The sequence below is a fragment of the Streptomyces sp. NBC_01198 genome, from assembly GCF_036010485.1.
Lineage (GTDB): Bacteria > Actinomycetota > Actinomycetes > Streptomycetales > Streptomycetaceae > Actinacidiphila.
The window spans coordinates 4,784,357-4,810,246 of the sequence record NZ_CP108568.1 but is presented as its reverse complement, the minus strand read 5'-3'; the positions used below and the strand labels follow the sequence as shown (position 1 = coordinate 4,810,246).

Sequence of the window (25,890 nt, the reverse complement as noted above, 5' to 3'; positions counted from 1 at the left end):
GCGGATAGTACAGGAGCCGCACCAAGCCCGGGTAAAGGCGCCGCCCTGCCGGAGAGGGGCCCGGCAGGGCGGCGCCAGAGGCCGGTCGTGCGGCTGGCGGACGAGGTCAGGACGGCTGCGGGGCCGTCCACTTCTGGGCGTTCGTGCCGTTGCAGTCGTAGAGCTGGAGCTGGGTGCCGTCGGCGGTGGAGGACGCCGGGTCGTCCAGGCAGCGGCCGGACACCGGGTTGCGGTAACCGCCGCGGAAGGTCTGCCACTGCTGGTTGCTACCGCCGTTGCAGTCCCAGATCTGGACCTTGGTGCCGTTGGCGGTGCCGGCGGCCGTGGCGTCAAGGCACTTGCCGAGCACGCGGAGCGTGCCGTCACCGGAGGCCGTCCACAGCTGGGCGTTGGTGCCGTTGCAGGTCCACAGCTGGACCGCGGTGCCGTTGGCGGCGGAACTGCCGTTGTCGTCCAGGCACTTGCCGCTGATGCCGGAGTGGACGACACCGGTGGCGAGACCGGCGGGCGGGTGGATCCAGCCGGCGGCGTCGGCCGCCTGGACCCCGGAGTTGAAGGCGGTGGCCATCTTGACGTAGCCGCCGTCGTTGGGGTGCAGGGCGTCGGAGAGGTCGGCGGCGGTCAGCGCGCCCATGTCCACGTAGCCGACGTGCCTGCCCGCCGCCTGCTCCGCCTGGACGATGCCCGGGATCGCCTGGTTGAAGGCCGGGCGGTTGGGCTCCTCCGTGGAGTTGGTGGAGATGATCAGCGAGGCGACCAGCACGGTCGCGTCGGGGACGTCCGCGGTGATCTGGTCGACCAGCGCGTGCAGCCGGTTGGTGGCGGTCGGCACCTGGTAGTTCTGGTTCAGGTCGTTGGTGCCGATCTCCAGGGTGATGACGTTGGGCCGGTAGCGGGCCAGGGTGGCGTCGGCGATACCGGCGATCTGGTCGATACGCCAGCCGGAATGGCCCTCGTTGTCGGGGTCGGACATGGTGCCGTTACGCCCGCTGCCGACGAAGTCCAGCGCGTGGCCCTCACCCGCGAGGTCGTTCCACAGCGTGGAGCGGTAGCTGTTGCCGGTGCTGCTGCCGACGCCCCAGGTGATCGAGTCGCCCAGCGGCATCAGCCGCAGCGAGGCGGGGGAGGCCGCCGCGGCGGGGGCCGCGTGCGCTGCTCCGGGTGCCGCGGCGGCCGCCGCAGCGCCGCCGGCCGCGGTCAGGGCCGCGACCGTGGTGAATGCCACGGCGAGAGCTGTGCCGAGTCGTCGTCTCATCGTCCGGTCCTCCAGATCGGGTTGGCGCCACCGGTGCAGGTCAGGATGTCCGGCGGCGTGCTGCTGGCCGTGCCGTTCATGGCCGGGGCGGGCCCCTCTCGCCAAGGGGTGGGGGGAGTCAGCCGGCCGCGTTGAGCAGGTCCAGGACGCTCTGCTGGCAGCCGTAGTCGCTGCTGCCGGCGCCGCCGGACCAGTGCGGGCCGTACTGGTCAGCGGCGTTGCGGTCGTGCGCGTAGGCGGAGTCGGCCCAACTGGACAGCACCGCGCTGTAAGGGTGGTCGGACAGCTGGGCGTTGAGCTTGCCGAGGCCGCGGACGTAGGCGCCCTTGAAGCTGGGGCCGTCGCCGGTGCACGAATCGCCCTCGCCCGGCTCGCGCAACACGCCGCCGGAGGCCAGCCGTACGGTCGAGGCGCCCGCCAGGCTGCGGGCGGTGGTCAGCAGGCCGGCGTCACCGGTGGCCCGGTAGAGCTCGCTGAGCCCGCCGAGCACCACGCCCTGGTTGTAGGTCCAGGTGGTCTGGCCGTTGTTGGCGCAGGACGAGGTGAGGCCGTCGTTGACCATGTGGTCGCCGTTGATCATCCCGCTGGCCTTGAACCAGTTCCACTCGGCCTACGCCTTGCCGAGGTAGCCGGTGTCCCCCGCGATGCGGTTGTGCAGGGCCGCGGTGAGCTGCAGGAACAGCTCGTTGGTGATGGCGTTCTTGTACGTGCTCGCCTGGCTCCACCACACCCCGCCGCCGCAGGTGCCGTTCCAGTAGGCGTACATGTGGTCGGCGTCGGCGCGGGCGGTCGCGAGGTAGCGGCTGTCACCGGTCAGGTCGTAGGCGTCGATCCACGCCAGGCCCCACCAACCGGTGTCGTCCAGATACTCGTTGGTGAAGTCGCCCTGCTGGGCGCCCAGGTTCCTGTCGTAGGTCTCGGCGACGGCGTAGCGGTAACTGCCCATGCCGGTCCCGCGGATGTTGTCGATGATCGCGGTGAGCGCGTTGGCGCCGGTCCACCAGCCGTTGCCGCCGAAGAGCTTGGTGGAGCGGTCGAAGGACATCATCAGCGCGGTGGCCGCCGCGGTGCGGCGGTTCCCGGCGTTCCAGGTGGTGCGCGCCCACGCCGTACACGCGACGTCGGCCCGGTCGCCGGCCTTGCCGTGGGCGCGCAGGGCGCCGACGCCCTCGGCGTTCCAGTCGTCCACGTTGTACATCTGGGTGCGCCAACCGCGCAGCCCGGCCGGGGTCTTGGTGTCGCCGAGCCGGCTGCCTGAGGACCAGGTCCTGCCGCCGTCGAAGGACCGGTCGAGCCACACCTCGTCACCCGGGTTGCCGTTGCCGATCGACGCCCAGCCCATCGCGTCGGCGTCGTCGAAGTGCAGGGCGATGGTGCGGGAGAAGACGCTCGCGGTGACCGGCATGCGGTCCTGGGTGCTCAGGCCGGGGTCGCGGGCGTCGCAGTAGGCGTTGCAGACGGTGGCCGCGGCCGCGCCGGCGGCACGTGGGCCGCTCGGGCCGCCGGTCGCGCCCTGCGCGGACTGCAGGGAGAGCGCCGCCAGCGCGGCGGCGAGGACCGCGGCGACGAGAGTACGCGGGGGTTTCATGGGGGGATTCCTGTCTGCCGTGGAGGGACGAACGACAACGTTGTCGAGCCGAGAGTGACCCTGAAAGCAACAGATCTCGCCAGGAAAACTGCTCCCGCCGGCCGGTACTGTCAATGCACCTGACAAGACGTCGGATGACCGGTGCGCGCGGTCATGGGACGCCGCGGGACCGCCCTGCCGGGCCCGGCCTGCGGGTTCGACCGCGCCGGGGCGCACTCGGGGACGCGGCCGGCGACGGGGCGGCGAGCGGGCCGTCCGAATGTGATCACACAGGCCCGATGGTGGCAATCTGGGAGATTATGTGCGAAGCCGTTGCCCATGCGAGCCGAGCACGAGCGCGCCGCCCGCTCGGAAGAGGTGGCTCGACGGGCGGGCCGGGGCAGCCTTGGTACCTCTGACGTGCTGAGAAGAGCCCGCCGCGGGGCATTTTGCCGATACGGGACCGGTGCCGGGCGGGACGGAATACGATCCCCATTCCGAGCGGTAGCAGACGGTACGGGCCGTGTGACGGTCCGGAGCGGCGGGGGAACGGTCAGATGGCGGACACCAGGGTCAGGCTGCACGGCCGTGAGCGGGTGGTGGAGTACGTCAGGGCGGCGCTGGTGCGCCACGGGGTGCCGGAGCAGCCGTCGCCGATAGTGCTGCTCGCCGGCTCGCGTGGCTCCGGCGGCTCGGTGCTGCTCGACGCGTTATGGGCGCAGTTCGCCGGCGACTGCCTGAGCGTGCGGCTCGACTTACGGTCGGCGCAGGGCGTCGAGGACATCGTGCTGGCGGCGGTGCGCGGCCTCGGCCGGCGTATCGCCGGGATCAGGGCGATCGACTTCCCGCGCACCGCGATGCTGCTCAAGGCGCTGAGCTTCGTGGACACCGGCGGGGGGCACACCGCCTTCGAGGCGTATCTGCGGGCCCGCGCCCAGGACGCGCAGACCCAGTCGTCGCTGAACGACTGGGCCAACAGGGCCGCCCCGCTGCTCAGTCCGGAGCAACGGGGGCTGCTGGAGGCGCTGACCGGGCTGCTCGGCGCGCTGCACTCGGCCGTGGGCAAGCACCGGGACAACAAGGCGCTGCGCTGGCTTGCCGAACGCGGCGACGGCGGCCGGGAGTATGACTCGCTGTGGGAGCTCTACCGGCAGCACCACGGCCAGGACGCGCCGACCGGCACCCCCCGGGTGGTGGCCCGCACCCTGTGCGCGGCCCTGCTGGCGGACCTGCGGTCCGACTTCAACGACTCCTGGCCGCGCATGCAGCGGCCCCGCAACTGCCTGCTCCTGCTGGACAACGCCGGCGGCAGGACCGCCGACCTCTTCCTGGAACTGCTCGCCGAGTGCCGCCGGGAGAGCGCCGCGGCCGGTGAACGCGCAGACCCCGCCGTGGTGGTGGCCGTGCAGCGCGGCCGGATGCGACCCGAGGCAGACCGCCTGCTGGACCCGACCGACGAGCGGCTGACGTTCGGCGTCCGGCACCCGCTGGCGCCGGGCGGCGACGGGCACCCGGTCTGGTGGTATCCGGTGGCGCTGGCCGACCTCAACGGCGAGCAGGTGCTTGCCCTGTGCACCAGCAGCGTGCTCGGGCGGCACAACCGCGACGCCGACTTCCTCTACGAACTGACCGGCGGGCACCCGGAGTCCACCGACCGGCTGGCGTATCTGCTGGCCCGCTTCGGCCGTACTCCCCCGCGCGACCCGCGGCGGCCGCCCGCGGAGGTGCCGGAACCCTTCGACCCGCGGCGGCTGCTCGCCGGGCCGCTGGCCGCCGACCAGGCACTCCCCGACCACTGGCCGCCGCCGAGCCGGGCCGACACGACCGTCGAGGACTACCTGCTCAGGCGCACCCTCGCCGACCACCTGACCGCCGCGCCCGACGGCACGGTGGCCCCCGAGGACAACGCGACCCTCAACACGATGGCCGCGCTCGCCGCGACCCCGGGCCTGCGCAGGGGCGCCTGCAACGCGGCGCTGCACTACCTGGGGTGGAGCGGTGTCGACGCGGACTCCGCGCAACTGCGCCTGACCGCCTCGATGTGGCTGGAGGAGACCGCGGAGGGCGAGGCCCTGCGGCTGCACCCGCTGGTGGAACTGCTGCTGCGGCACTGGCTGGCCAGGAACCCCGAGACCTGGCGGGCGGTGCACACCGGGTACGCGACGCACTACTCCAGCCGCACGGACGCGCCGCTGCGGCACCACCACACCCTGGCCCAGGTGGAGTTGGCGCGGCGAGAGCCGCTGACCACGGTGGTCGGCTACCTGGACGAGGAGTACGGGCGCAGCACGTCCTCGCAGGCCTGGCTCCGGGTGCTCGACCAGGTCACCGCGGCGCCCAACCGGCTGCGTACCGACCTCGACCCGCGGACCTTCGTCGCCTCGCTCGCCGGCCCGGCGGAGGCGCGCAACCGGCGGCGGGCCATCACCCGCCTGACCGTGGCGCGCTGGCTGCACGGCGACCGCTGCTTCGACCCCGCGCACCAGCTCGCGCACACCATCGCCAAGGAGTACGAGCACCTGGCGGAGATCACCGAGGACAACGAACTGCTCTACCGGCAGGCGGGGAAGTTCCGCCGTATCGAGAACAACTGGAAGGACTGACGTGCACCCCGTCGCCACCGTCCGCGCGTATGTCGCGCACCTCCCGGTCGGCGCCCGCCGGCTGCTGGCCGCGGTGTGCGTGCTGGCGCTCGCCGCGGTCGCCTACGCCGTCTACGTCCCGGTCGACCACCTGCTGAACAAGCCGTGCATGCGCAAGGGAGCGACCAACGTCACCCACCACGGCTCGAACGGCGAGTGCGTGGGCATCACCGACGGCTCGTACGTCTTCCACTCCTCGCTGCGGGACGCCGAGAGCGCCATACGCAAGGAGAACCGCGACGTCGTCAAGCACCACGCGACGAACTACGTGAGCGTCGTGCTGCTGCTGCCGATCTCGGCCGACAAGGGCAGCATCCTGTCGATGCCGAACGCGGTGGAGCAGCTCAAGGGCGCCTTCACCGCGCAGTATTACGCGAACCGCAACAACGTCGAGGGCATCAGCCCCTTCATCCAGCTGCTGATCGGCAGCGACGGCTACCAGGCCAACGAGTGGCAGGCGGCGGTCGACACCATCGAGCACGACAACGGCCGGCACATCGCCGCCGTGACCGGTTTCGGCCTGAGCCTGGCCGGGACCGAGAGCGCCATACGCGAGCTGACCGCGCAGAGCATCCCCACCTTCGGCGCGACCCTCACCTCGGACAACTACGACAACATCAAGGGCTTCGTGCGCGCCTCGCCCAGCAACGTCGACAACATGGCGGCCGCGCTGTCCTACGTCCAGTCCGACTACAAGCGAGCGGTGCTGGTCGAGGACGGCAACGCAGGCGACTCCTACGACGTCACCCTGGTCAGCGGCTTCAAGAAGTTCGCCGCCATACCGGGCCACAAGATCGTCGGCGTGGAGCCGTACGACACCACCGAGCGGGACAAGGACGGGCAGTCGGTCGACGAGCGCAAGCGGCACCAGACCGAAGTGGCCACCCGGATCAGCCAGATGACCACCAACATCTGCGCCGCGCAGCCCGCGGTGGTGCTCTTCGCCGGCCGCGGGCAGGACCTGGGGGTGCTGGTGCACGCGTTCTCCAACACCTGCCTTGACAAGCAGATCCGCATCGTCAGCGGCGACGACGTCACCAACCTGCCGGACAGCGGGCAGCTGCGGGCCGATCTGCGCGGCCACGTCACCGTCGACTACGCCGGCGTCGCGCATCCCCGCGAGTGGTCCGCGCCGGCCGGCCGCGACCAGAGCCACGCCGCCGCCGCGGCGGACGGTGCGCAGGGCTTCCGGATCTTCAACACGACCTTCCAGCAGCTCTTCCCCGGCGGCTACCTCGGCGACGGCAACACGATAATGGCCTACGACGCCACCCTGACCGCGACCTCGGCCATCCGGCTCACCGAGCAGCAGCAGCCGGAACCGGACGCGGTGACCAACGAGTTGGGCGCGCTGCATGGCGCGCACAAGGTGCTGGGCGCGAGCGGGCCCATCCAGTTCACCGCCAACTACCAGACCAGCCGCACGGGCAGCAATCCGGTCAGCAAGCCGATACCGATCATCCGCCTGACCCCGCAGGGCAACCCCGAGGTGCTGACGGTGAAATGGCCCGACGAGGCACCGGCGGTGGGCTGACCGGAGGGCGCCCGCACCCCTCCGCCAGGGCGGTGGTCGGCTAGGGTCTGTCGGGATCGGGACGACAGACCCCGGGGTCGGGACGAGATCACGGCCGGGGGGCCGGAGGGGGAGAGACGGTGCAGGCGAGCCCGCGCATACCGGCCGGCGACGGGCCGGTGGCCGCATCCGCGGTGACGTCCGTCGTGGTGCACTCCTCGGGTGCGGTCTGCACCCGGCTGGCCCGCCTCGACCTGCCGGAGCCGCCGCCCGGCGACGGCACGGCGACCGTCCGCGTCACCGGGCTGCCGCCGACCCTCGACGAGAACTCGCTGCGCGGGCGTGTCACCGCCGGGCCGGCCGGACTGCGGGTCACCGACATCCGGGTCGAGCTGGGCGCGACGCTGCGCCGCGGCGACGAACTGCCCCGGCTGCGGCTGGACCTGGAGGACGCCGAGGACCGGCAGTCGCGGCTGCGCGACCGCAGGGAGCGGCTGACCGCCGAGGTCGCGGAGGTCGCGGGCCTGCGCGCCGAGCCCCCGGCACCGCGCCGCGGCGACCCGCCCCGCTGGGCACCGGTCGAGTCGATCCTCGCGCTCGCGGGCTTCGTCGACTCCCGGCTCGCCGTGCTGCACCGCCGCCTGCGCACCGTCGAGGACGAACTCGCGCTGGCCGATCACGAGTCCGACGTGCTGCGGCACCGTCTCGCCGAGGCGTCCAGCGCGGTCGACACCGGCCGCGCGACCCCGTCGGCCACCGCGCTGGTGACCCTCGCCGGGGCCGGCGACGCGGATCCGCCCGGGGCGGAGGACGGCAACTCCCCCCGCACGCGGGACGGCGGCGACGCGGACGCGGACGCGGGCGGTGCCGGCACGGCCGCGGGTGCGGCCTCGGCCGCCACGGACGTGGACGCGCGCGCTGCCGGCTCGGACCCGGACGCACTCTCCGCCGGCTCGGACCCGGACGCACTCTCCGCCCGCTCGGACGCGGGCGCCGCCTCCGCCCGCACGGACCCGGACGCGCCCTCCGCCGCCACGGACCCGGACGCCGCCGGCCAACCCGCCCCCGTCGAGCTGGAGTTGGAGTACCACGTGCCCGGCGCCGGCTGGGTGCCGGTCTACCAGCTGCGGCTCGACGGCCGCAGCGGGGCCGGCACGCTGGTGCTGCGGGCCTGCGTGGCGCAGCGGACCGGCGAGGACTGGTCCGGGGTGCGGCTCGGGCTGTCCACCGCCGACCTGTTGCGGCGGGCCGACCTGCCCGAGCTGCGCTCGCTGCGGATCGGGCGGCGCCAGGAGGCGCCCGCCGACCTCAGCTGGCGGGAGCCGCCGGCCGGGCTCGCCGATCTCTTCACCGGTTACGACGCCGCCGTCGCCCCCAAGGCCCCGGCCCCGCTCCCGCCGCTGCCCGCGCCGATGGTCGGCGGCGGCTACGGCTCCGCGGCCGACATGCACGCCGCCGTGGGCGGTGTCCCCGAGCCCGGTGCGGCCCCGGTCGCCCGTAGCGCGCCCGCCGCGCCCTCCCGCCGCCGGGCGGTGCCGTACGCCTCGCTCTCGGCGCCCGCCCCCGCCGGTCCCGCCCAGGACGTGTCAGCCAAGTTCGGCGGCGCGCAGGGCGACGTGCCGGACGCCGCTCCCCCGGCACCCGGCGCCGACCTGCTGGACTACGCCCGGCTGGCCCTCGCCGGGCCCGACGCGCCCGAGGGCCGCGGCACCCTGCGGCCCGCGTCCCCTGCGGCGCACCCGATCGCCGTCGAGTACCGCAGGCGGGCCGAGTCGGTGGCCGCCCTCCCCCGGCCGCCGCACGCCGTGGACGTCCGGGCCTCCGCCGGGTCCTTCGACTACCGCTTCGACACCGCCGCCCCGGTGGACGTCGCCGCCGACGGGCGCTGGCACACCGTGCCGGTGACCGAGGTGCCGGTGAGCACCGAGTTCGAGTACGTGTGCGTGCCCGCCGTCGACCCGGCGGTCTTCGGCACCGTCCTGGTCACCAGCACCTCGCCGCACGCGCTGCTCGCCGGACCGGTGGACGTCATGGTCGACGGCGACTTCGTGCTCACCGCCCCGCTGCCGACGCTCGCCGCCGGGCAGCGCGAGGCCGTCGGCACAGGCGTGGCGGAGAGCGTGAAGGTCGCCCGCCGGGCGCACATGCGCGAGTCGACGGCCGGCATGCGCGGCGGGACGACCGTGCTCGACCACACCGTGGAGATCGACGTCGCCAACCGGCTGCCGTACCCGGTCGTCGTCCAGGTGCGCGAGCGCGTACCGGTCTCGACCGACAAGGACGTGCGGATCGAGGAGCACAGGGCGCGTCCGCCGTGGTCCGCGCCGGACCGGCCCGTCGACGGCCAGGAGGACGACTACGTGCGCGGCGTGCGCAGTTGGCGCGTGCCGCTGGAGCCGGGCGGCACCGCGACCCTGGCCGGCGGTTACGAGATACGGGTGCCCGCGGGCAAGGCCGTCGTCGGCGGCAACAGGAGGAACTGACCGTGGACGACACCCTGCACGCCCCGCCGGCCGGCGCCGGAGCGCCCGGCGGCCCGCCCGAGCTGACCGCGCTGCCCGTCACCGCCGTCACCTGCATGGAGGACCGCGCCCAGGTCGAGCGCTCGGGCACCGTCCGGCTCACCGCCGGCGTGGCCCGGCTGCGTATCGGCCCGGTCACCCCGCTGACCGCGGACCGCTCGCTGCGCGCGGACGTCACCGCGGGCGACGCGGCCCGGGTGGTCGACGCGCGCGTCGTCCGCGCGTACACCCCCGCCCCGCCCGGCGAACCGGACCAGGACGCCTCCGGGTTGCGCCGCGAGGTGCACGAGCTGGAGCAGGAGCTGGCCGGCGCCCGGCTGCTGCGGCAGCGGCAGGAGAGCGCACTTGAGGTGATCGGGCAGGCCAGGACCGACCTGCACCGCGACATCGTGCAGGGCGCGGGCGGCGGCGACGCCGACCCCGAGCGGTGGGCCGACCGGCTCGACCGGGTCGAGCAGGAGGCGGAGCCGCGGATCGGCGAACTCCACAAGCTGCGCCGCCGGCTGCACGACCTCGCCGAGGAACTGCGCGAAGCCCGCGAGGCGTTGGCGGTCATGGAGGCCGAGCCGCAGCAACTGACCGCTTATCTGGACCTGGTGGTCGAGGCCGAGCGGGACGGCACGGCGGAGCTGCGGGTGACGAGCCTGGTGCCGTGCGCGCTGTGGCGGCCCGCCTACCGGGCGACGCTGGCCGCCGACGGCCGGTCGGTGCGGGTGGAGACCGACGCCTTCGTGTGGCAGGAGACCGGCGAGGACTGGACCGGCGTCCGGCTGACGCTGTCCACCGCCCGCCCGACGCTGGCGGCGAGCCCGCCTGTGCTGGCCGACGACGTCCTGACGCTGCGGGAGCGCTCGGTGGAGGAGCGGCGCACGGTCGAGGTGAACCTGCGCGAGGAGGAGATCCGTACGGTCGGCGGCCCGTCCGCTGACGCGCCGGCCGGCCTGCCCGGCCTGCAGGACGGCGGCGACGTGCGGGTGCTGTCCGCGCCGCACCCGGTCACCGTGCCCTCCGACCACCGCCCGCACCGGGTGCACGTGACGTCCTTCACGGCTCCCTGCACCGTCGAGAGCAGCTGCGCCCCGGAGCTGTCGCCGCTGGTGGTGGCCACCGCCCGGCTCACCAACACCTCCGGCCACGTGCTGCTGGCCGGCCCGGTCGACCTGGTGCGCGGCAGCGGCTTCGTCGGCCGCGGGCGGCTCGACTTCGCGGGCGCGGGCGAGGAGTTCGAGATCGCCTTCGGCAGCGAGGACACCTTCCGGGTGGTCCGCCACACCGAGGAGAGCCGCGACACCACGGGCCTGGCGGCGATCAACCAGCGGACCGTACTGACCCGCCGGATAAGGCTGTTCGTCTCCCGGCTGGACGCACAGCCCGGTGCGCCGGAGCGCGAGATCACCGTGCGCGAGCGGGTCCCGGTCTCCGAAGTCTCCGCCGTCGAGGTCGAGTTGCGCACCGCGGACTGCCGGCCGGTGCCCGACGTCCTGGACGACGAGGGCATCGCCCGCTACGCCCTGCGGCTCGGCCCCGGCGACCACCGCGAGATCGAGCTGGCCTACGACATCACCGCCGCCAGCTCCGTGACGGGCCTGTAGGCCGGCTCTGGCACATCCCGCCCGGCCCGCGGCGACTGGCACGGCCTGGCGCCGGTCAGTCGCCGTCCGGCGGCGGGGCGTCGTCGTAGTCCTGCCACGCCTGGCGCTGGATCTTCGCGCTGTCGGCCAGCAGCCGGGCGACCCGCTCCGCGCCGCCCGGCGGGGGCGCGGGCAGCTCGGTGACCAGGTCGTAGAGCCGGGCGCAGGCCGCCGCCTCGGTGGCGTAGCGGCCGAGCACGGCGTCCTGGCCCCGCTGGCGCAGCACGACCAGCCAGCCGCCGCCGGGGTCGGGCAGCAGCACGTAGAAGGCGTCGAGCTGGATCGGCACCGGGTGCACGCCGGGGATGTCGTAGAGCGCGTCGGGGGCGCCCTCACGGGCGAGCCTGGCGGCGACCTGCGCTCGGTTCACCGGGTCCTCACCACCCGCGGCACGCTACAGGGGCGGGCCCCGGGTCGTCCCGGGGTCCGCCCCTGCGCGGTGCCTGTGCCAGCGGTCAGTTCAGTGCCGCCAGGCTCTGCGCGGCGACCAGGTCCGGAATGGGCACGCTGGTCTTGTACTGCAGCCCCATACCCGGCTGCCCGAACCACGGCCGGATCGGACCGGCCTCGACCGTGATGGCCGCGGTCACCCGGTAGAGGTGGTAGCTGGACGGGTAGTCGGTGGTGTACTCGTCCAGGTTGCTCGGCGGGATGGCGCGCTTGGCGTACGGTGTGCCGGCCGGCGCGAGGAAGTTGCCGCGCCCGCTGCCGAACAGGTCGACCAGCTGGCCGACGCGCAGCGTCAGCGGCTTCTCCCGGGGGTCGCCGTTCCTGTCCAGCGCGAAGCCGTCGTTGTCCGGGTACCACCAGCCCGACTTCTCGGTCACCGGGTCGGTCTGCCAGTAGCAGCCGAGGAACCAGTACGGCGAGGTGCCGCCGGTCCGCTGGTATCCGCGCAGCATCGCGCCGATCGGGCCGGTCTTCGGCAGGTCCTGCGGGCCGAGCCGCCAGTCGGTGCGGAAGTACGGCTCGAGCGGCGGCTTGGGGGCGGTGTTCGTCCCCCGGTTCCGCCCGTCGACCGGGCAGTTCGCCCCCGGCCGGGAGTGGGTGTCCGCCGCGACGGCGGTGGCCGGCGCGAGGCCGACCAGGAGCAGCGAAGTGATCGCGCTCCAGATGAGATAACGCAGTGCCCGCACGCAATGTCCCCTGTCCGCCCGGGCAGCAGCCGGCGGACCGGGTTTGCGTGCGCGGGCTTGGCGGCCGGACGGGGACGGCCGGATCCGCCCGGCCGCCCCCGCTTCTTGTGACGCCCAGTCAAGGACGCCGGCCACCCGGGCCGGGAGAACGCCGGGGCGTCGGCCACCCGGACGGCCGCCGGGTTTCACCCGTATGAGCGCAGGCCGGCGGGCTCGCCAGGTGGAGGCGCGGGTTTCGGGGCGAGGCGCGGGAGCGGGCGCGGGCTTCGGGTGAAGGCGCAGGGGAAGGTGTGCGCGCGGGTGGGGTGCGACGATCGGCTACGGCAGCCGGCGGCCGCCCTGCGCTCCGGCCGCCGCGCGCAGCCGGGCGGCGTCGAGTCCGGGCGGGGCGCCGAACAGCCTGCGGTACTCGCGGTTGAACTGCGACGGGCTGTCGTAGCCCACCAGATGCCCCACACCCGCCACGTCCCCCGGCCGCACCGCCAGCAGCGAGCGGGCCTCCTGCAACCGGATGCGCTTCTGGAACTGCAGCGGGCTCATCGCCGTGATGGCGCGGAAGTGCCGGTGGAAGGCCGACGGGCTCATGGCGGCCAGCGCGGCGAGGTCGGCGATCCGCAGCGGCTCGGCGTAGTTGTCGCGGATCCAGCGGATGGCCCGGCCGACCAGGGCCAGGCCGCTGTCGGTGCGGCCGATCTGCCGCACCGCCGCGGCGTGCGGGCCGGTGAGCAGCCGCCCCATGATCTCCTGCTCGATCAGCGGGGCCAGTACGGGCAGGTCCTCGGGGTGGTCGAGCAGCCGCAGCAGGCGCACCACGGCGTCGAGCAGGTCGGCTCCCGCCGGGCCGGTGCTGATCGCGGGCGGATCCGCCGCGGGGCGCGGCCGCGGCGCACCGGCGGACAAGGTCTCGGCCCCCGACCTGGACTACCCGGCCCCGATGCACGGCGCGCTGCGCGCGATGCTGCAGTTCGCGGGGGCGACGGTCGACGGCGAGACGTCGGCCGTCTATCCCCCGCTGCTGCAGAGCGACGTCCGTTACTGAGCGCAGCCGGGCCGCACCCGGAGTGCATTGCCAGGCTCTGCGGCGTCGATTACCGTCAGCCGTGTGCATCAGGGAATGAGGCTGGTCTGCCGCCTCCACGTCGACCTTCTGCGGTCGGCGAGCGCGCTGTGTCCGTAGCGCCGCCGGCACGCTGACTCCGCCGGCGGCCGCTCGTCGCGTTCCGCGCATCCGCCCGTTTCCCCGCACAGCAGCGCATCGGAGTCCTGGCATGAGCCGAGAGTTTCTCTGGTACATCCCCAACACCGTCGAGCCGGGCCACCGCGGCGACGACACCAAGGCGGGGTGGGGCACGCTCGACTTCTCCACCGAGCTCGCGCTCGCCGCCGAGGCCCACGGCTGGGGCGGGGCGCTGCTCGGCACCGGCTGGGGGCGGCCAGACACCTTCACGGTGGCCACCGCGCTGGCCGCCCGCACCACCAGCTTCAAGCCGCTGGTGGCGATCCGGCCCGGCTACTGGCAGCCCGCGCACTTCGCCAGCGCCGCGGCCACCCTCGACCAGCTCAGCCAGGGGCGGCTGCTGGTCAACATCGTCAGCGGCCTGGACAACGCGGCGGCGTACGGCGACGGCGAGGTCGACCCGGCCCGCCGCTACGACCGCACCAGGGAGTTCCTGCAGCTGGTCCGGCGGCTGTGGACCGAGGAGGACGTCACCTTCCGCGGCGAGTTCTTCGGCGTCGAGGGCTCGACGGTGAGCCCGCCGCCGTACGGCGCCGAGGACGGCCGCACCCCGCGGCTCTACTTCGGCGGTGCCTCGGCGGCGGCCGAGCGGGTCGCGGCCGCCGAGGCCGACGTGCAGCTCTTCTGGGGCGAACCGCTCGACGGGGTGGCCGAGCGGATCGACCGGCTCAGGGGGCTCAGCTCGTCGCTGGAACGCGCCCACGCGCCACTGGAGTTCGGCCTGCGGATCACCACGCTGGTCCGCGACACCACCGAGCAGGCCTGGCACGACGCCGAGGCGAAGGTCGCCTCGATGGCGGACCGCGCCGACTCGACCATCACCGCCCAGCGACGCCGGGCGGTCGGCCAGCAGCGGCTGCACGACCTGGCCGAGCGCGGCGAAGTGCTCGACAGCTGCCTCTACACCACGCCGGGCAAGTTCGGCGGCGGTGGCGCGGGCACCACGTGGCTGGTCGGCTCACCCGACGACGTGGCCGAGGCGCTGCGGGCGTACGGCAAGCTCGGCATCACGCACTTCGTGCTGTCCGACACCCCGTACAAGCCCGAAGTCGCCAGGATCGGCGACCAGTTGCTGAGCCGGCTCAAGGAGCCGAACCCGGTCTGACCTGCTCTACGGGGGTGGCGGCCCGCTCAGGCCGCGCCCCCGTTGGCGTACAGCGTCTGGCCGTTGGTCCAGCGGCCGCCCGGGCCGGCCAGGAAGGCGACGGTCTCGGCGATGTCCGCCGGGGTGCCGAGGCGCTGCATCGGGTTGAGGCCGGCGATGTGGTCGATGACCTCCTGCGGCTTGCCCTGCGTGAAGAGCGGGGTGTCGGTCGGGCCGGGCGCGACGGCGTTGACGGTGATGTCGCGGCCGCGCAGCTCGCGCGCCAGGATCAGCGTCATCGCCTCGACCGCGCCCTTGGAGGCGGCATAGCCGGCGTAACCGGGCTGCTGGAGCCGGGTGACCGAGGTGGAGAAGTTGATCAGCGCGCCCCCGGCCCGCAGCCGCCGCGCCGCCAGCTGCGAGACGACGAAGCTGCCGCGGATGTTGACCCGGTGCATACGGTCCAGGTCCGCGAGGTCCAGCTCGGCGACCGGGGCGAGGAACATCAGTCCCGCCGTGTTCACCACGACGTCGACGCCGCCGAACTCCTGCTCGGTGCGGTCGAAGACGGCGGCCATCTCGGTCTCGTCGGCGATGTCGGCGCCCAGCGCGATCGCCCGGCCGCCGCGCCCGGTGATGGCGGCGACGGTCTCGTCGGCGCGCTGCCGGCCGCCGCTGTAGAGCACGACGACGGCGTCGCCGTCGGCCGCAAGCCGCTCGGCCACCGCGCGGCCTATGCCGCCCGATGCGCCGGTGACCAGGGCGACCCGGGTGGCGGCGGCGGCCTGGCCGCTCGCCGCGGCCGTCGGGGTGGTTGTCATGGCGGTGCCTCCTCGCGATCATCTATGTGGACGGCACGTCCACATAGAGAATGTAGACGGATCGTCCATATAATGCAAGGGACCACCCGCCGACCACCCCGGAGGACGCGATGACCACCGAGCCCGCCACCTCGCGCCCCGGGCGGGGCCGCCGCCCGGCCGCCGAGGTCCGCTCGGCCGTGCTCGCGGCGGCCGGCGCGATGCTGCTTGAGGACGGCCTGCGCTGCATCACCTTCGAGAAGGTCGCCGCCCGCGCCGGGGCCAGCAAGATGACCCTGTACAAGTGGTGGCCCTCCCCGGGGGCGCTGGCCTTCGACGCCTACTTCGCCGCCACGAAGCAGACCTTCGCCTTCGACGACACCGGCGATCTCGAAGCCGACCTCGTCCGGCAACTGCGCGCCTTCATCGGCTTCCTCACCTCCCGCGGCCACGGCCCGGTGATCGCCGAGTTCGTCGGCGCCGCCCAGTCCGACCCCGACCTCGCCGCCGCCCTGACCGAGCGCTACACCCTCCCCCGCCGCGCCCTGGCCGTCACGCGGCTCCGCGGCGCCCGCGACGCCGGCCGGATCCGCCCCGACGTGGACCTGGAGAGCGTGGTCGACCAGCTGTGGGGCGCCTGCTACCACCGGCTGCTGCTCCCCGCCCTGCCGCTCACCCCCGACTTCGCGGACGCCCTGGTCCACAACCTGCTGCCCGGCATCCTCGCCGACCGGCCGTACGACGGGTGACGGGTGACGGGAGCCATCCGTCACCGGCTTGACTGGTGACGGAAGGGGTGCGAATGTGTGTGCAGACGCGCGGAAGCGCGGCACGCACAGAGCGGAGGGCGACGATGGATCGCGTCAGCACCAAGGACAGCGCCGCTGCGGCACGGCACGCACGGTTCGGCAGCCTGCCCGAGCGCATCCGGTTCGAGGACATGGTCGAGGAGCAGCGCCCCGCCACGAAGAACCCGGCCGGCGACGGCTACACCTCAGAGAGCTCCTGGATCTCCTACTCCTGCCTGGCCCTCGACCTGGGCCTGTGAGGCCGCCCCCGCCGAAATCGCCTGACGGCCGCCGCGCGGAGCGCTACGCTCATCGTGATGACGACTCGAATGCTGATCAGATCGGAGGCCCCGTCCGCGCAAGGTGAGTGCTGACGCTCACTCAGTTCGCGAAAGAGGACTCCCGGCTTTCCCTGTGGCTGCACGTGCGGACGTACGCCGTGCCGGCCCCCATGATCGAGACCGCGACCGCCCGCCGGCACGCCGGGGACTGGGCGGGCGCGTGTGCCGCCGCCGGTCTCGACCTCGACTCCACTCCACGCTCGGTCGCGCGCACCCACGGCCGCGAGTCGGCCGCGCGCCTACGGGCCGACCTGCGGCGGCTCGCTCCCGACCTGCTGCGCTGGCACATGCCGAGGGTCGCCCCCGACGGCCTGCTGCGCCCGGGCCTGACCGTGGCACTCGCCCGCTACGACACCGCGGAAGGCCCGCTGCACCTGGTCGCCAGGACGCCGCCCGCCTGGGCGGACGCCGGGCAGCGGATCAGCCTGGCCCTGTGGGACGGCACGGCGGCCGACCCCGCCGCCCGCCGCCATCCGCATCCCCGCCCCGACCGGCGCTTCCGGCTCGACCTGCACCGGCATCTGTGGGACGCCGGCCGGGCAGCTGAGCTGCCGGTACGGTCGGGGTCCTGCCTGCCGCCCGCCGGCAGCCGGGATCCCGCTGTGCCGGCGACCCTGCCGCGGCTCGGGTCCGGCGGCCTCGCCGACGCCGTGGCCTTCGCCCGCCGCGCGGTGTGCGAGTTCCTGACCGCCCGCCCCGCCCTGGTTCACCGGCTGCCCGCCAACGAGGCACGCAGGGGCGGGCCTTGGCCGTCGCCCAGGAGCTGGGAGATGACGCTGCGCCTTGTCGCCTTCGCCACCGCGGCCGGCTCCTCGCGGGAGGTGCTGTCGCTGCTGGTGCGCGGGACGGTCGGGGACGGCCCCGGGCTCGAACTGCTCGCCGGACTCGACCGGATGGACCTGCCGGACCCCGAAGTGCTGCTCGCCGACCCGGCGGGCGCGGTGCTGCCCGCGCGCGGCGACCTGCGGCAGGCCGTACTCGACGGCGTGGTGGCCGCGGTACGCGCGCGCCCCGAGCGGTCCCGCTGGGACGCGGCCTGGGCCCTGCTGGTACGGGCGTTGGAGACCGGCGCCCCCCGACCTGGTGGTGGTCCCGGCGACCACGCTGGCCACCCTGCGACGCGAGGACTGGGTCGTACCGGCGTCCATCGAGCGCCTCTCCGGGGTGGTGGCGATGTCCCGCCGCGCCGATCACGCGGCAGCGCGGGTGGCCGGCATCGCGAAGGACCGCAGGTGAACGGGCGCGTGACGTCCGGCGGCACTCGACCCGCAGCGCGCGGGCTGGACTTCGACAAGCTCTTCACCGCCCGGCTGCACGCCGCCCGGGCCCGGCCCTACCTGGCGTCGGCGCTGTTCGCGCTGCACGCGGTGGAGTCGCGGGCGGTGCTGACGATGGCCGTCGACCGCCACTGGCGGTGCTATGCCGCACCGGCGTTCGTCGACCGGACGCCGGTCGAGGAGCTGGCCGGCGTCTGGGTGCACGAGGTGTCGCACCTGTTGCGCGACCACCTCGGCCGCGGCGAGCGGCTGGCACGCGAGCAGGGGCTGACCGGCCCGGGCGAGCGGCCACAGCCCTGGCGGGACCTGCTGGGCGCGGCGATCCGCTCTGCCGCGTCTTCCGGCGGCGCGGGCGAGGACTACACCTACGGCAGGCCGTCCCGCCGGTCCGCCGGTGTGCCCGGCGCGGTGCTGCCGAGCCTGCGGCGCAGGCCGCCCCGGGTGTGCGTGGTCATCGACACCTCCGGCTCGGTCAGCGACAGCGAGTTGGGCAGCGCGCTGCTCGAAGTCGCCGCGATCTCCCGCGCGGTGGGCGGCCGCCGGGACCTGGTCAGCGTGCTGGCGTGCGACGCGGCGGCGGGCGAGGTGCACCGGCTGTGCGGCGCCGAGGGGATCCCGCTGGTCGGCGGCGGCGGTACGGATCTGCGCGCGGGCTTCGCCAGGGCCCTGCGCACCCGGCCCGACGTCATCGTGGCCCTGACCGACGGCCACACCCCCTGGCCCGCCGCCCGCCCCGGATGCCGTACGGCCGTCGGCCTCTTCCGCCCCGGCCCGTCCCGCGCGTACGACGACGGCTCCGGCTACCGCCCCGCGCCGCCACCGGACTGGGCCCGCGTGGTCTTCATCGGCCTCGCCGCCGGCTGAGCCGCCGCGTTCGCGGACCGGCGGCCGGGGCAGCCCGGGGGCAGGCAAGGGGGCGGGCCGGCCTGCGGATTCGGGGCGGCGTCGGGGTGCGCACCGGCGCTGTGCCCCAAGCCGACGCCAACCCGCTGGCAAGTCGGGTGGCAGATGCTGGACGCCGCACGGCAGCCGGAAGGGGATGCCGCCGCAAAGCGTCCGTCAAGCGGTGGTCCACAGCCGCCGGCCGGCCGATGTCAGATCTCGGTGCTCGTCGAGCGCGCCCGTGTGCGCCGCCGAGCCGGCGACGGCCCGAACTCCATCTCATTCCTGGAAAGGGAGCTGGTCCCGATGATGGGCTTCATGGTCGACCGTGCGATAGCCAAGCACGGTCTTCAGCTCGGCAGCATGCCGGAAATGGCCGCGGCCAAGAACAGTTCGACGCGGCTCACCCTCGACCACGACCTCGATGTGCTCCCGCAGGCCGACCGGCGGCTGACGGTGGGCCGGCTGGCCGAGTACGTGGACGACCTGGCGGGCCGGCTGTCGGCGGCCGGGGTCCGGTCGGGCGAGACCGTCGCCATCTACAAGTCCCCCAACTTCGACGTGTGGATGCTGGCGTCGGCCGCCGCCCGGGTCGGAGCGGTCCCGGTGATGCTCTCGCCTGCCCTGGACGGCGCGACCGTCGGCATCCTGCTCGGACGGCTCGACCAGCCGCACCTGCTCACCGACCTGCGCAAGCTCGACGTGCTGGCGGACGTGCCGGTCAAGGACCTGGCCAGGACCGTGATCATCGCGAGCGGCGAGTGGGCGGGCGCGGTCGCGCTCACCGACCTGGCCGGGTCCCCGCGGGTCGAGCCGGTCTTCCGCGGCCTGGACGACCCGGCGATGATCACCCACACCTCCGGCACCACCGGGGTGCCCAAGCTGGTCGTGCACACCCCGCGGACCATGGGCGTACGGCTGCGCCCGCAGTGGTGGCTGCTGTCGCTGATGTGGCGGCGCGACACCGTCGCGATCAACCTCCCCTTCGTGCACTCCCGGATGTACGCGGCGATGTCGCTGGTGCTGCTCAAGGCGATGCCGGTGCTGCTGATGAACAACCCGAAGTCCGACGACGTCGCCGTGCTGCTCGCCGCGCACAAGCCGACCTTCATCGAGGCGCTGCCCAACGCCTTCATGGACTGGGAGCCGCTGGCCGAGGACCCGCGCAAGCCGTTCGCCTCGGTCAAGTACTTCAGCAGCACCTTCGACGCGATCCACCCCAGGACCATCACCCGGCTGATCGCGTCCTCCAAGCGGCGGGTGCCGCTGTTCTTCCAGATCTACGGGCAGAGCGAGGTCGGCCCGGCGGTCGGCCGGCCGTACTTCAGCAAGTCCGTGCACCGTACGGACGGCCGCTGTGTCGGCTACCCGATGCCCGGCTGCGCGAAGATCCGGGTGGTCAGCCGGAACGGCAGGCGCCCCTCCAAGGCCAACCCCGGTGCCATCGAGGCCCGTTGGGACGGCATCGCGCACAGCTACTTCGGCGAGCAGGAGCGCTACGACGCCAACAAGCACGACGGCTGGTGGCGTACCGGCGATGTCGGCTACCGCACCAAGCGCGGCTGCCTGCACATGCTCGACCGCGAGGTCGACATGGTCCCCGACACCAGCAGCACGCTGGAGATCGAGGACCTGATGCTCAGCCGGCTTGACGAGCTGACCGAGCTGGTCGTGGTGATCGGCCCGAACGCCGAGCCGATCCCGGTGATCTGCACCGACGGCGACCTGCCGCTGGACCTGGAGCGCTGGCGCGCGGCCGCCACCGACTTCCCGCAGCTGGCCGACCCCGTGCAGATCCCGCAGGACGAACTGCCCAGGACCGCGACCATGAAGGTCCGCCGGATCGAGCTGTCGCAACTGCTCCAGAACCAGCTGGAGAAGCGGGCTTGAACCGCGGACTGCCGTACCACCCGGGGTCCGGCGCCCGCACCGGCGCCGGCTCCCGCGCGTTCGTCACCCGCACGTCTCGTCCGGCCTGAGGACGATCCCTCACGCACAGAAGGTGGATGGCAGCCATGTCAACGCTATGCAAGCCGTCGGTGAGCGTGCCGGAACAGGTCATCACCATGGAGGAGACGCTCGACTTCGCGGCCCGCGTGCACGCCGGCAAGCCGCAACTCCCCCTGGCCTTGCGGCTGATCCGGAACACCGGGGTGCTCAAACGGCACATCGTGCAGCCCATCGAGGAGACGCTCAGGCACCCGGGGCTCGAAGCGCGCAACCGGGTCTACGAGATCGAGTCCAAGAAGCGCTGCCCGGCGGTGATCGAGAGCGCGCTGCGGAACGCCGGCGTCGGGGTCGGGGACATCGACGCGATCATCTATGTGTCGTGCACCGGCTTCCTGATGCCGTCGCTCACCGCGTGGCTGATCAACGCGATGGGCTTCCGCTCCGGCACCCGGCAGATCCCGATAGCCCAGCTGGGCTGCGCGGCGGGCGCGGCGGCCATCAACCGCGCCCACGACTTCTGCCTGGCCTACCCCGAGGCGAACGTCCTGATCGTCTCCTGCGAGCTGTGCTCGCTGTGCTACCAGCCCACCGACGACGGCGTCGGTTCGCTGCTGTCCGACGGCCTGTTCGGCGACGCGGTCGCCGCCGCGGTGGTGCGCGGCAGCGGCGGCACCGGGATATCGCTGGAGCGCAACGGCTCCTACCTCATCCCGCACACCGAGGACTGGATCTCCTACGCCGTCCGCTCCACCGGCTTCCACTTCCAGCTGGACCGCCGGGTGCCGGGAACGATGGAACCGCTGGCGCCGGTCCTGCGCGAACTGGTCACCGCCCACGGCTGGGACGTCGGGAACCTGGACTACTACATCATCCACGCGGGCGGCCCGCGGATCCTGTCCGACCTGAGCAAATACCTCGGCGTCGACCTCGCGATGTTCCGGCACAGCTGGGCGACCCTGACCGAGTACGGGAACATCGCCAGCGCCGTGGTCTTCGACGCGCTGCGCAGGCTCTTCGACGAGGACACGATGCTGTCCGGCGCCACCGGACTGGTCGCGGGATTCGGTCCCGGTATCACCGCCGAGATGGCGGTCGGCAGCTGGACCACCGACGACTTCGAGCGCGACCTGCTGGCTGCCACCCGGGCAGCCGCGACGGCGACCACCGCGACGGCGACGGCCGCGACAGAGAGGGCAATCGTATGAAGGGCCTCATCGTCCCGCCGGGCCAGGGCAAGAAGCTGCTGACCAAGGCCCAGGACGTCACGTTCAAGGTCACCGGCGCGGACGGCGGCTTCGCGTCGACCTTCGAGGTGGTGGTGCCGCCGGGGTTCAACGTCGGTGCACACGTGCACGACCACTCGACCGAGTTCTTCTACGTCCTCGAAGGAGAGCTGGACGTCTTCGCGTTCGAGCCGGTGGAGCGCACGCCGGAGGACTGGCGGGACTGGAAGTCCCCGGACGGGGACCAGATCGTCCGGGCCGGCGCGGGCAGTTGCATGTTCGTGCCCAGCGGCACCCCGCACGCGTTCACCAACGCCACAGAAACGTCCGTCCGGATGCTCTTCCAGGCCTCCCCGCCGCCGGACCACGAGCGCTACTTCGAGGAGATCTGCGAGATCTTCGCGGAGGGCAGGACGGTGGACTCCGGCGCGGTGCAGCGGCTGCGCGACCGCTACGACGTCAACCAGATCACCCCGCTGCGCTTCGAACCGCCCACCTTGCGGGGCGCCGGGGCCGCGACAGACGGCGGGGCGTGAGGGCAGATGGCCACGAACGTTGCGGCGGCCCCGCGCACCGCGCTGCGGCGCCCCGCCCGCCCCTCCAGGTGAACGGAGTGTCCTTGTGACCGGAGGACCCATGGAAGTGTGCCTCGTCGGCGCCGGACCGCGCGGGCTGTCCCTGCTGGAACGGCTGTGCGCGCAGGAGCGCAGGTCGCCCCGGTGGTGCGCCGTCACCGTCCATGTGGTCGACCCCGACCCGCCGGGCGCGGGCCGGGTGTGGCGGCCCACCCAGTCCCGGCACCTGCTGATGAACACCGTCGCCTCGCAGGTGACGGTCTTCACCGACGCCAGCGTCCGGATCGAGGGACCGCTGGAGGAGGGCCCGAGCCTCTACCAGTGGGCCAAGGCACTCGAACACATCGCCGCCACCTCGGGCGCCACCTCCCCCGACGGCGCGGCGCTGTCCGAGGCGCGCGCTCTCGGCCCCGACACCTACCCCACCCGGGCCCTCTACGGGCAGTACCTGACCTGGGCCTTCCGGCACGTCGCCGCCAACGCGCCCGAGCATGTCGCGGTACGCGTCCACCCGGCGCGGGCGATCGGCCTGGTGGACGGCGACGCCGAACTCGGCGGCTCCGGGCCGCAGACGGTGCTGCTGGACAACGGCACGGTGCTGACCGGGCTGTCGGCGGTGATGCTGGCGCAGGGGCACGTGCCGGTCCGCCTCTCCGCCGCCGAGCAGGAACTCGCCGACTTCGCCACCCTGCACGGCCTGACGTACATCGCCCCGGCCAACCCCGCCGACGTGGACCTGTCGTCCGTCGCGCCGGGCGAGAACGTCCTGCTGCGCGGCCTCGGCCTCAACTTCTTCGACTACATGGCGCTGTTCACCCAGGCCAGGGGCGGCGTCTTCGAACGCGTCGACGGCCGCCTGGTCTACCGCCCCTCCGGCCGCGAGCCGCGCCTGCACGCCGGCTCCCGGCGGGGCGTGCCGTACCAGGCGCGCGGCGAGAACGAGAAGGGCGCGCACGGCCGTTACTCCCCCCGGCTGCTGACCGCCGCCTACGTCGCCGAGCTGCGCGACCCCGCTGCCGCCCGCGAGCCGATCCGCTTCGGCACAGGCCTGTGGTCGCTGATCGCCAGGGAGGTGCAGAGCGTCTACTACGAGACGCTGCTCGCCGCCCGCGAAACCCCGGCCCGCGCGGCCGAGTTCGCCCGCAGCTACCTCGACACCGCGCCGGGCGAGGCCGAGCGGCGGCTGCTGGACGAGGCCGGCATCGGCCCGGCCGAGCGCTGGGACTGGGAGCGGGTCGCCCGCCCGTACGACTCCGCCGCCCTGCGCGACCTGGACACCTTCCGCGGCTGGCTGCGCCGCCACCTCGACGAGGATGTGCGCAAGGCCCACGAGGGCAACGTCAGCGGCCCGTTCAAGGCGGCCCTCGACGTGCTGCGGGACCTGCGCAACGAGGTGCGGCTCGCCGTCGACCACGGCGGGCTGGACGCCGCCTCGCACCGCGACGAGCTGGACCGCTGGTACACCCCGCTCAACGCCTTCCTGTCGATCGGGCCGCCCGCCTCCCGCATCGAGGAGATGGCCGCGCTCATCGACGCGGGCGTGCTGGACGTGACCGGACCGGGGATGCGGGTCGGCACCGACCCGGACGAACCGGCCTTCGTGTGCACGTCGAGCGAGATCCCGGGGGTGCGGGTCCGCGCCACCGCGCTGGTCGAGGGCCGGCTGCCCGACATCGACCTGCGGCGCACCGCAGACCCGCTGATGGGCCAGCTGCTGCGCACCGGGCAGTGCCGCCCCTACCGCGTCCCCGGTGCGGACGGCCCGGACTACGAGACCGGCGGGCTCGCGGTCTCCGAGCGGCCGTACCGCCTGCTGGACGCCAGGGACCGGCCCCATCCGCGGCGCTTCGCCTACGGGGTGCCGACCGAGTCCGTGCACTGGGTGACGGCGGCGGGCATCAGGCCGGGCGTCGGCTCGGTGACCCTGGAGGACTCCGACGTCATCGCCGCCGCGGTCCTGGGGCTGCCCGCGCTGCCGCTGCCGCCGGTGCGGCTGCCCGAGCAGGTCGTGCTGAGCACCCACGGCACGGCCGCGGGGGCGACGGCGTGACCGCGGCCGATCCCGCCGCCCTGGACGCGGGCCTGCTCTCCCCGGTCAGGGCGGGCACCCCGGTGGAGGCGGCGGTGAGCGACACCGCCTGGCTGCAGGCGATGCTCGACGCGGAGGCGGCGCTGGTACGCGCCCAGGTCCGCTGCGGCACCGTCCCCGCGCACGCGGCCGCGTCGATCACCGCGGCGGCCCGCGCCGAGCACCTGGACGTACGCGAACTGGCCCTGGCGGCGCGGGAAACGGCGAATCCGGTCGTCGGGCTGGTCAAGGCGCTGACAGCGGTGGTGGCCGCACAGTCCCCGGAGGCGGCGGAGTACGTGCACCGGGGCTCGACCAGCCAGGACATCTTCGACACCGGCGCGATGCTGGTGGCCGCAAGGGCGCTGCGGCTGATAGGCGCCGACCTGCGGTCGGTGGCCGACGCGCTGGCCGGCACGGCCGCGGCGCACCGGGACACCGTGATGGCAGGCCGCACGCTGGCGCTGCACGCGGTGCCCACCACCTTCGGACTCAAGGCGGCGGGCTGGCGGCAGGTGGTGCTCGACGCGGCCGAGCGGCTCGACCGGGTGGCCGGCGGCGGGCTGCCCGTGTCGCTGGGCGGCGCGGCGGGCACGCTGGCCGGCTACCACCAGTACGCCGGCGAGGGCGCGGAACCGGCCGCCGTCGCGGACCTGGTGGCCGCCTTCGCCGACGAGACGGGCCTCGCGGTGCCGGTGCTGCCCTGGCACACCCTGCGGACGCCGATGGCCGACCTGGCCGCCGTGCTCGCGCACACCGCGGGCGCGCTCGGCAAGATCGCCGCGGACGTGCTGGTGCTGGCGCGGACCGAGATCGCCGAGGTGGCAGAGCCCGCCGGGGCGGGACGGGGCGTGTCCTCGGCGATGCCGCAGAAGCGCAACCCGGTGCTGGCCACGCTGATCCGCTCGGCCGCCGTCCAGGTCCCGGCGCTGGCCTCGGTCCTGACGCAGTGCATGGCGGCCGAGGACGAGCGCGCGGCCGGCCTGTGGCAGGCCGAGTGGCAGCCGCTGCGCGAGTGCCTGCGGCTGACCGGCGGGGCCGCGTACACCGCCGTCGAGCTGGTCACCGGGCTCACCGTGCACCCCGGGCGGATGCGCGCGAACCTCGCGGCGACCGGTGGCGCGATCGCAGCCGAGCGGGTGTCGGCGGTGCTTGCGCCCCGGCTGGGCAAGGCCGCCGCCAAGGAACTGCTGGCCGACGCCTCGCTGCGGGCCGCGCGGGCGTCCCGGCCGCTGGCCGACGTGCTGGCCGAACTGCCGGAACTCGACGGGGTGGTGAGCCGGGCGGAACTGGCCGCGCTGCTCGATCCCGCCGCCTACACCGGGGCGGCCGGGGCGCTGGTGGACCGGGCGCTGAAGCAGTGAGGGAGGGGACCGATGCCGGTCCCCTCCCCCGTTCA

Annotated in this window: 19 protein-coding genes and 2 pseudogenes; 15 read left to right on the top strand and 6 right to left on the bottom strand. The window is 74.0% G+C overall.

The features are described from left to right. Positions 1–106: 106 nt before the first annotated feature. Positions 107–1,255 carry a ricin-type beta-trefoil lectin domain protein gene (locus OG702_RS21510; protein WP_327290537.1) on the bottom strand — a complete coding sequence of 383 codons (1,149 nt, stop codon included), beginning with the start codon at positions 1,253–1,255 and terminating at the stop codon, positions 107–109. A gap of 118 nt (positions 1,256–1,373) precedes the next feature. Continuing rightward, a pseudogene (locus OG702_RS21505) lies at positions 1,374–2,843 on the bottom strand (glycoside hydrolase family 76 protein). Between the two features lie 536 nt (positions 2,844–3,379). Between OG702_RS21505 and OG702_RS21500 the strand changes: the two are divergent. From OG702_RS21500 to OG702_RS21485, 4 genes are all read left to right on the top strand, one after another. Continuing rightward, positions 3,380–5,425, top strand: a complete 2,046-nt coding sequence (locus tag OG702_RS21500) for an ATP-binding protein (RefSeq protein ID WP_327290535.1) — start codon at positions 3,380–3,382, stop codon at positions 5,423–5,425. Position 5,426: 1 nt separating this feature from the next. Further along, on the top strand, positions 5,427–6,998 hold the full coding sequence (locus OG702_RS21495) for an ABC transporter substrate-binding protein (RefSeq protein ID WP_327290534.1): 1,572 nt from the start codon (positions 5,427–5,429) through the stop codon (positions 6,996–6,998). 119 nt (positions 6,999–7,117) lie between these two features. Beyond that, a complete protein-coding gene (locus OG702_RS21490) occupies positions 7,118–9,460 on the top strand; it encodes a DUF4139 domain-containing protein (RefSeq protein WP_327290533.1) in 2,343 nt (780 codons plus the stop codon). Positions 9,461–9,462: 2 nt separating this feature from the next. After that, positions 9,463–11,091: a mucoidy inhibitor MuiA family protein gene (locus tag OG702_RS21485; RefSeq protein ID WP_327290532.1), complete on the top strand. Its 1,629-nt coding sequence runs from the start codon at positions 9,463–9,465 to the stop codon at positions 11,089–11,091. A 55-nt stretch (positions 11,092–11,146) separates the two neighbouring features. On the opposite strand, the gene OG702_RS21480 is transcribed toward OG702_RS21485, so the two are convergent. The 3 genes from OG702_RS21480 to OG702_RS21470 form a co-directional block, all read right to left on the bottom strand. Beyond that, complete coding sequence (locus OG702_RS21480) at positions 11,147–11,500, bottom strand: hypothetical protein (RefSeq protein WP_327290531.1); 354 nt, start codon at positions 11,498–11,500, stop codon at positions 11,147–11,149. 85 nt (positions 11,501–11,585) lie between these two features. After that, positions 11,586–12,266 carry a TNT domain-containing protein gene (locus tag OG702_RS21475; RefSeq protein WP_327290530.1) on the bottom strand — a complete coding sequence of 227 codons (681 nt, stop codon included), beginning with the start codon at positions 12,264–12,266 and terminating at the stop codon, positions 11,586–11,588. Between the two features lie 318 nt (positions 12,267–12,584). Beyond that, a complete protein-coding gene (locus tag OG702_RS21470; RefSeq protein WP_442814493.1) occupies positions 12,585–13,166 on the bottom strand; it encodes an AraC family transcriptional regulator in 582 nt (193 codons plus the stop codon). Between OG702_RS21470 and OG702_RS21465 the strand changes: the two genes are divergently transcribed. Both OG702_RS21465 and OG702_RS21460 read left to right on the top strand, forming a co-directional pair. Next, complete coding sequence (locus OG702_RS21465; protein ID WP_327293494.1) at positions 13,111–13,305, top strand: hypothetical protein; 195 nt, start codon at positions 13,111–13,113, stop codon at positions 13,303–13,305. The genes OG702_RS21470 and OG702_RS21465 overlap by 56 nt on opposite strands. 229 nt (positions 13,306–13,534) lie before the next feature. Further along, on the top strand, positions 13,535–14,608 hold the full coding sequence (locus OG702_RS21460) for an LLM class flavin-dependent oxidoreductase (RefSeq protein ID WP_327290529.1): 1,074 nt from the start codon (positions 13,535–13,537) through the stop codon (positions 14,606–14,608). Between the two features lie 26 nt (positions 14,609–14,634). On the opposite strand, the gene OG702_RS21455 is transcribed toward OG702_RS21460, so the two are convergent. Next, complete coding sequence (locus OG702_RS21455) at positions 14,635–15,408, bottom strand: SDR family oxidoreductase (protein ID WP_327290528.1); 774 nt, start codon at positions 15,406–15,408, stop codon at positions 14,635–14,637. A 110-nt stretch (positions 15,409–15,518) separates the two neighbouring features. Here OG702_RS21455 and OG702_RS21450 point away from each other — a divergent pair, with 110 nt between their 5' ends. The 9 genes and pseudogenes from OG702_RS21450 to pcaB all read left to right on the top strand — a co-directional run bounded on the left by OG702_RS21450 (position 15,519) and on the right by pcaB (position 25,855). After that, the gene (locus OG702_RS21450; RefSeq protein ID WP_327290527.1) at positions 15,519–16,136 is read left to right on the top strand and encodes a TetR/AcrR family transcriptional regulator; all 618 of its coding nucleotides are present in this window, start codon (positions 15,519–15,521) and stop codon (positions 16,134–16,136) included. Between the two features lie 104 nt (positions 16,137–16,240). Next, on the top strand, positions 16,241–16,435 hold the full coding sequence (locus tag OG702_RS21445; protein WP_327290526.1) for a hypothetical protein: 195 nt from the start codon (positions 16,241–16,243) through the stop codon (positions 16,433–16,435). Between the two features lie 107 nt (positions 16,436–16,542). Beyond that, positions 16,543–17,752: pseudogene (locus tag OG702_RS35540) on the top strand (hypothetical protein). An 8-nt stretch (positions 17,753–17,760) separates the two neighbouring features. Then, positions 17,761–18,657, top strand: a complete 897-nt coding sequence (locus OG702_RS21430; protein ID WP_327293312.1) for a vWA domain-containing protein — start codon at positions 17,761–17,763, stop codon at positions 18,655–18,657. 324 nt (positions 18,658–18,981) lie between these two features. After that, on the top strand, positions 18,982–20,565 hold the full coding sequence (locus tag OG702_RS21425) for a class I adenylate-forming enzyme family protein (RefSeq protein WP_327293311.1): 1,584 nt from the start codon (positions 18,982–18,984) through the stop codon (positions 20,563–20,565). A 125-nt stretch (positions 20,566–20,690) separates the two neighbouring features. Beyond that, positions 20,691–21,830, top strand: coding sequence for a type III polyketide synthase (locus tag OG702_RS21420; protein WP_327290525.1), 1,140 nt, complete (start codon positions 20,691–20,693; stop codon positions 21,828–21,830). Next, positions 21,827–22,384, top strand: coding sequence for a cupin domain-containing protein (locus tag OG702_RS21415; protein WP_327290524.1), 558 nt, complete (start codon positions 21,827–21,829; stop codon positions 22,382–22,384). Before OG702_RS21420 ends, OG702_RS21415 begins: the two co-directional genes overlap by 4 nt. An 85-nt stretch (positions 22,385–22,469) precedes the next feature. Beyond that, on the top strand, positions 22,470–24,473 hold the full coding sequence (locus tag OG702_RS21410; RefSeq protein ID WP_442814492.1) for an FAD/NAD(P)-binding protein: 2,004 nt from the start codon (positions 22,470–22,472) through the stop codon (positions 24,471–24,473). After that, positions 24,470–25,855, top strand: coding sequence for a 3-carboxy-cis,cis-muconate cycloisomerase (pcaB, locus tag OG702_RS21405; RefSeq protein ID WP_327290523.1), 1,386 nt, complete (start codon positions 24,470–24,472; stop codon positions 25,853–25,855). Before OG702_RS21410 ends, pcaB begins: the two co-directional genes overlap by 4 nt. Positions 25,856–25,890: the final 35 nt, after the last annotated feature.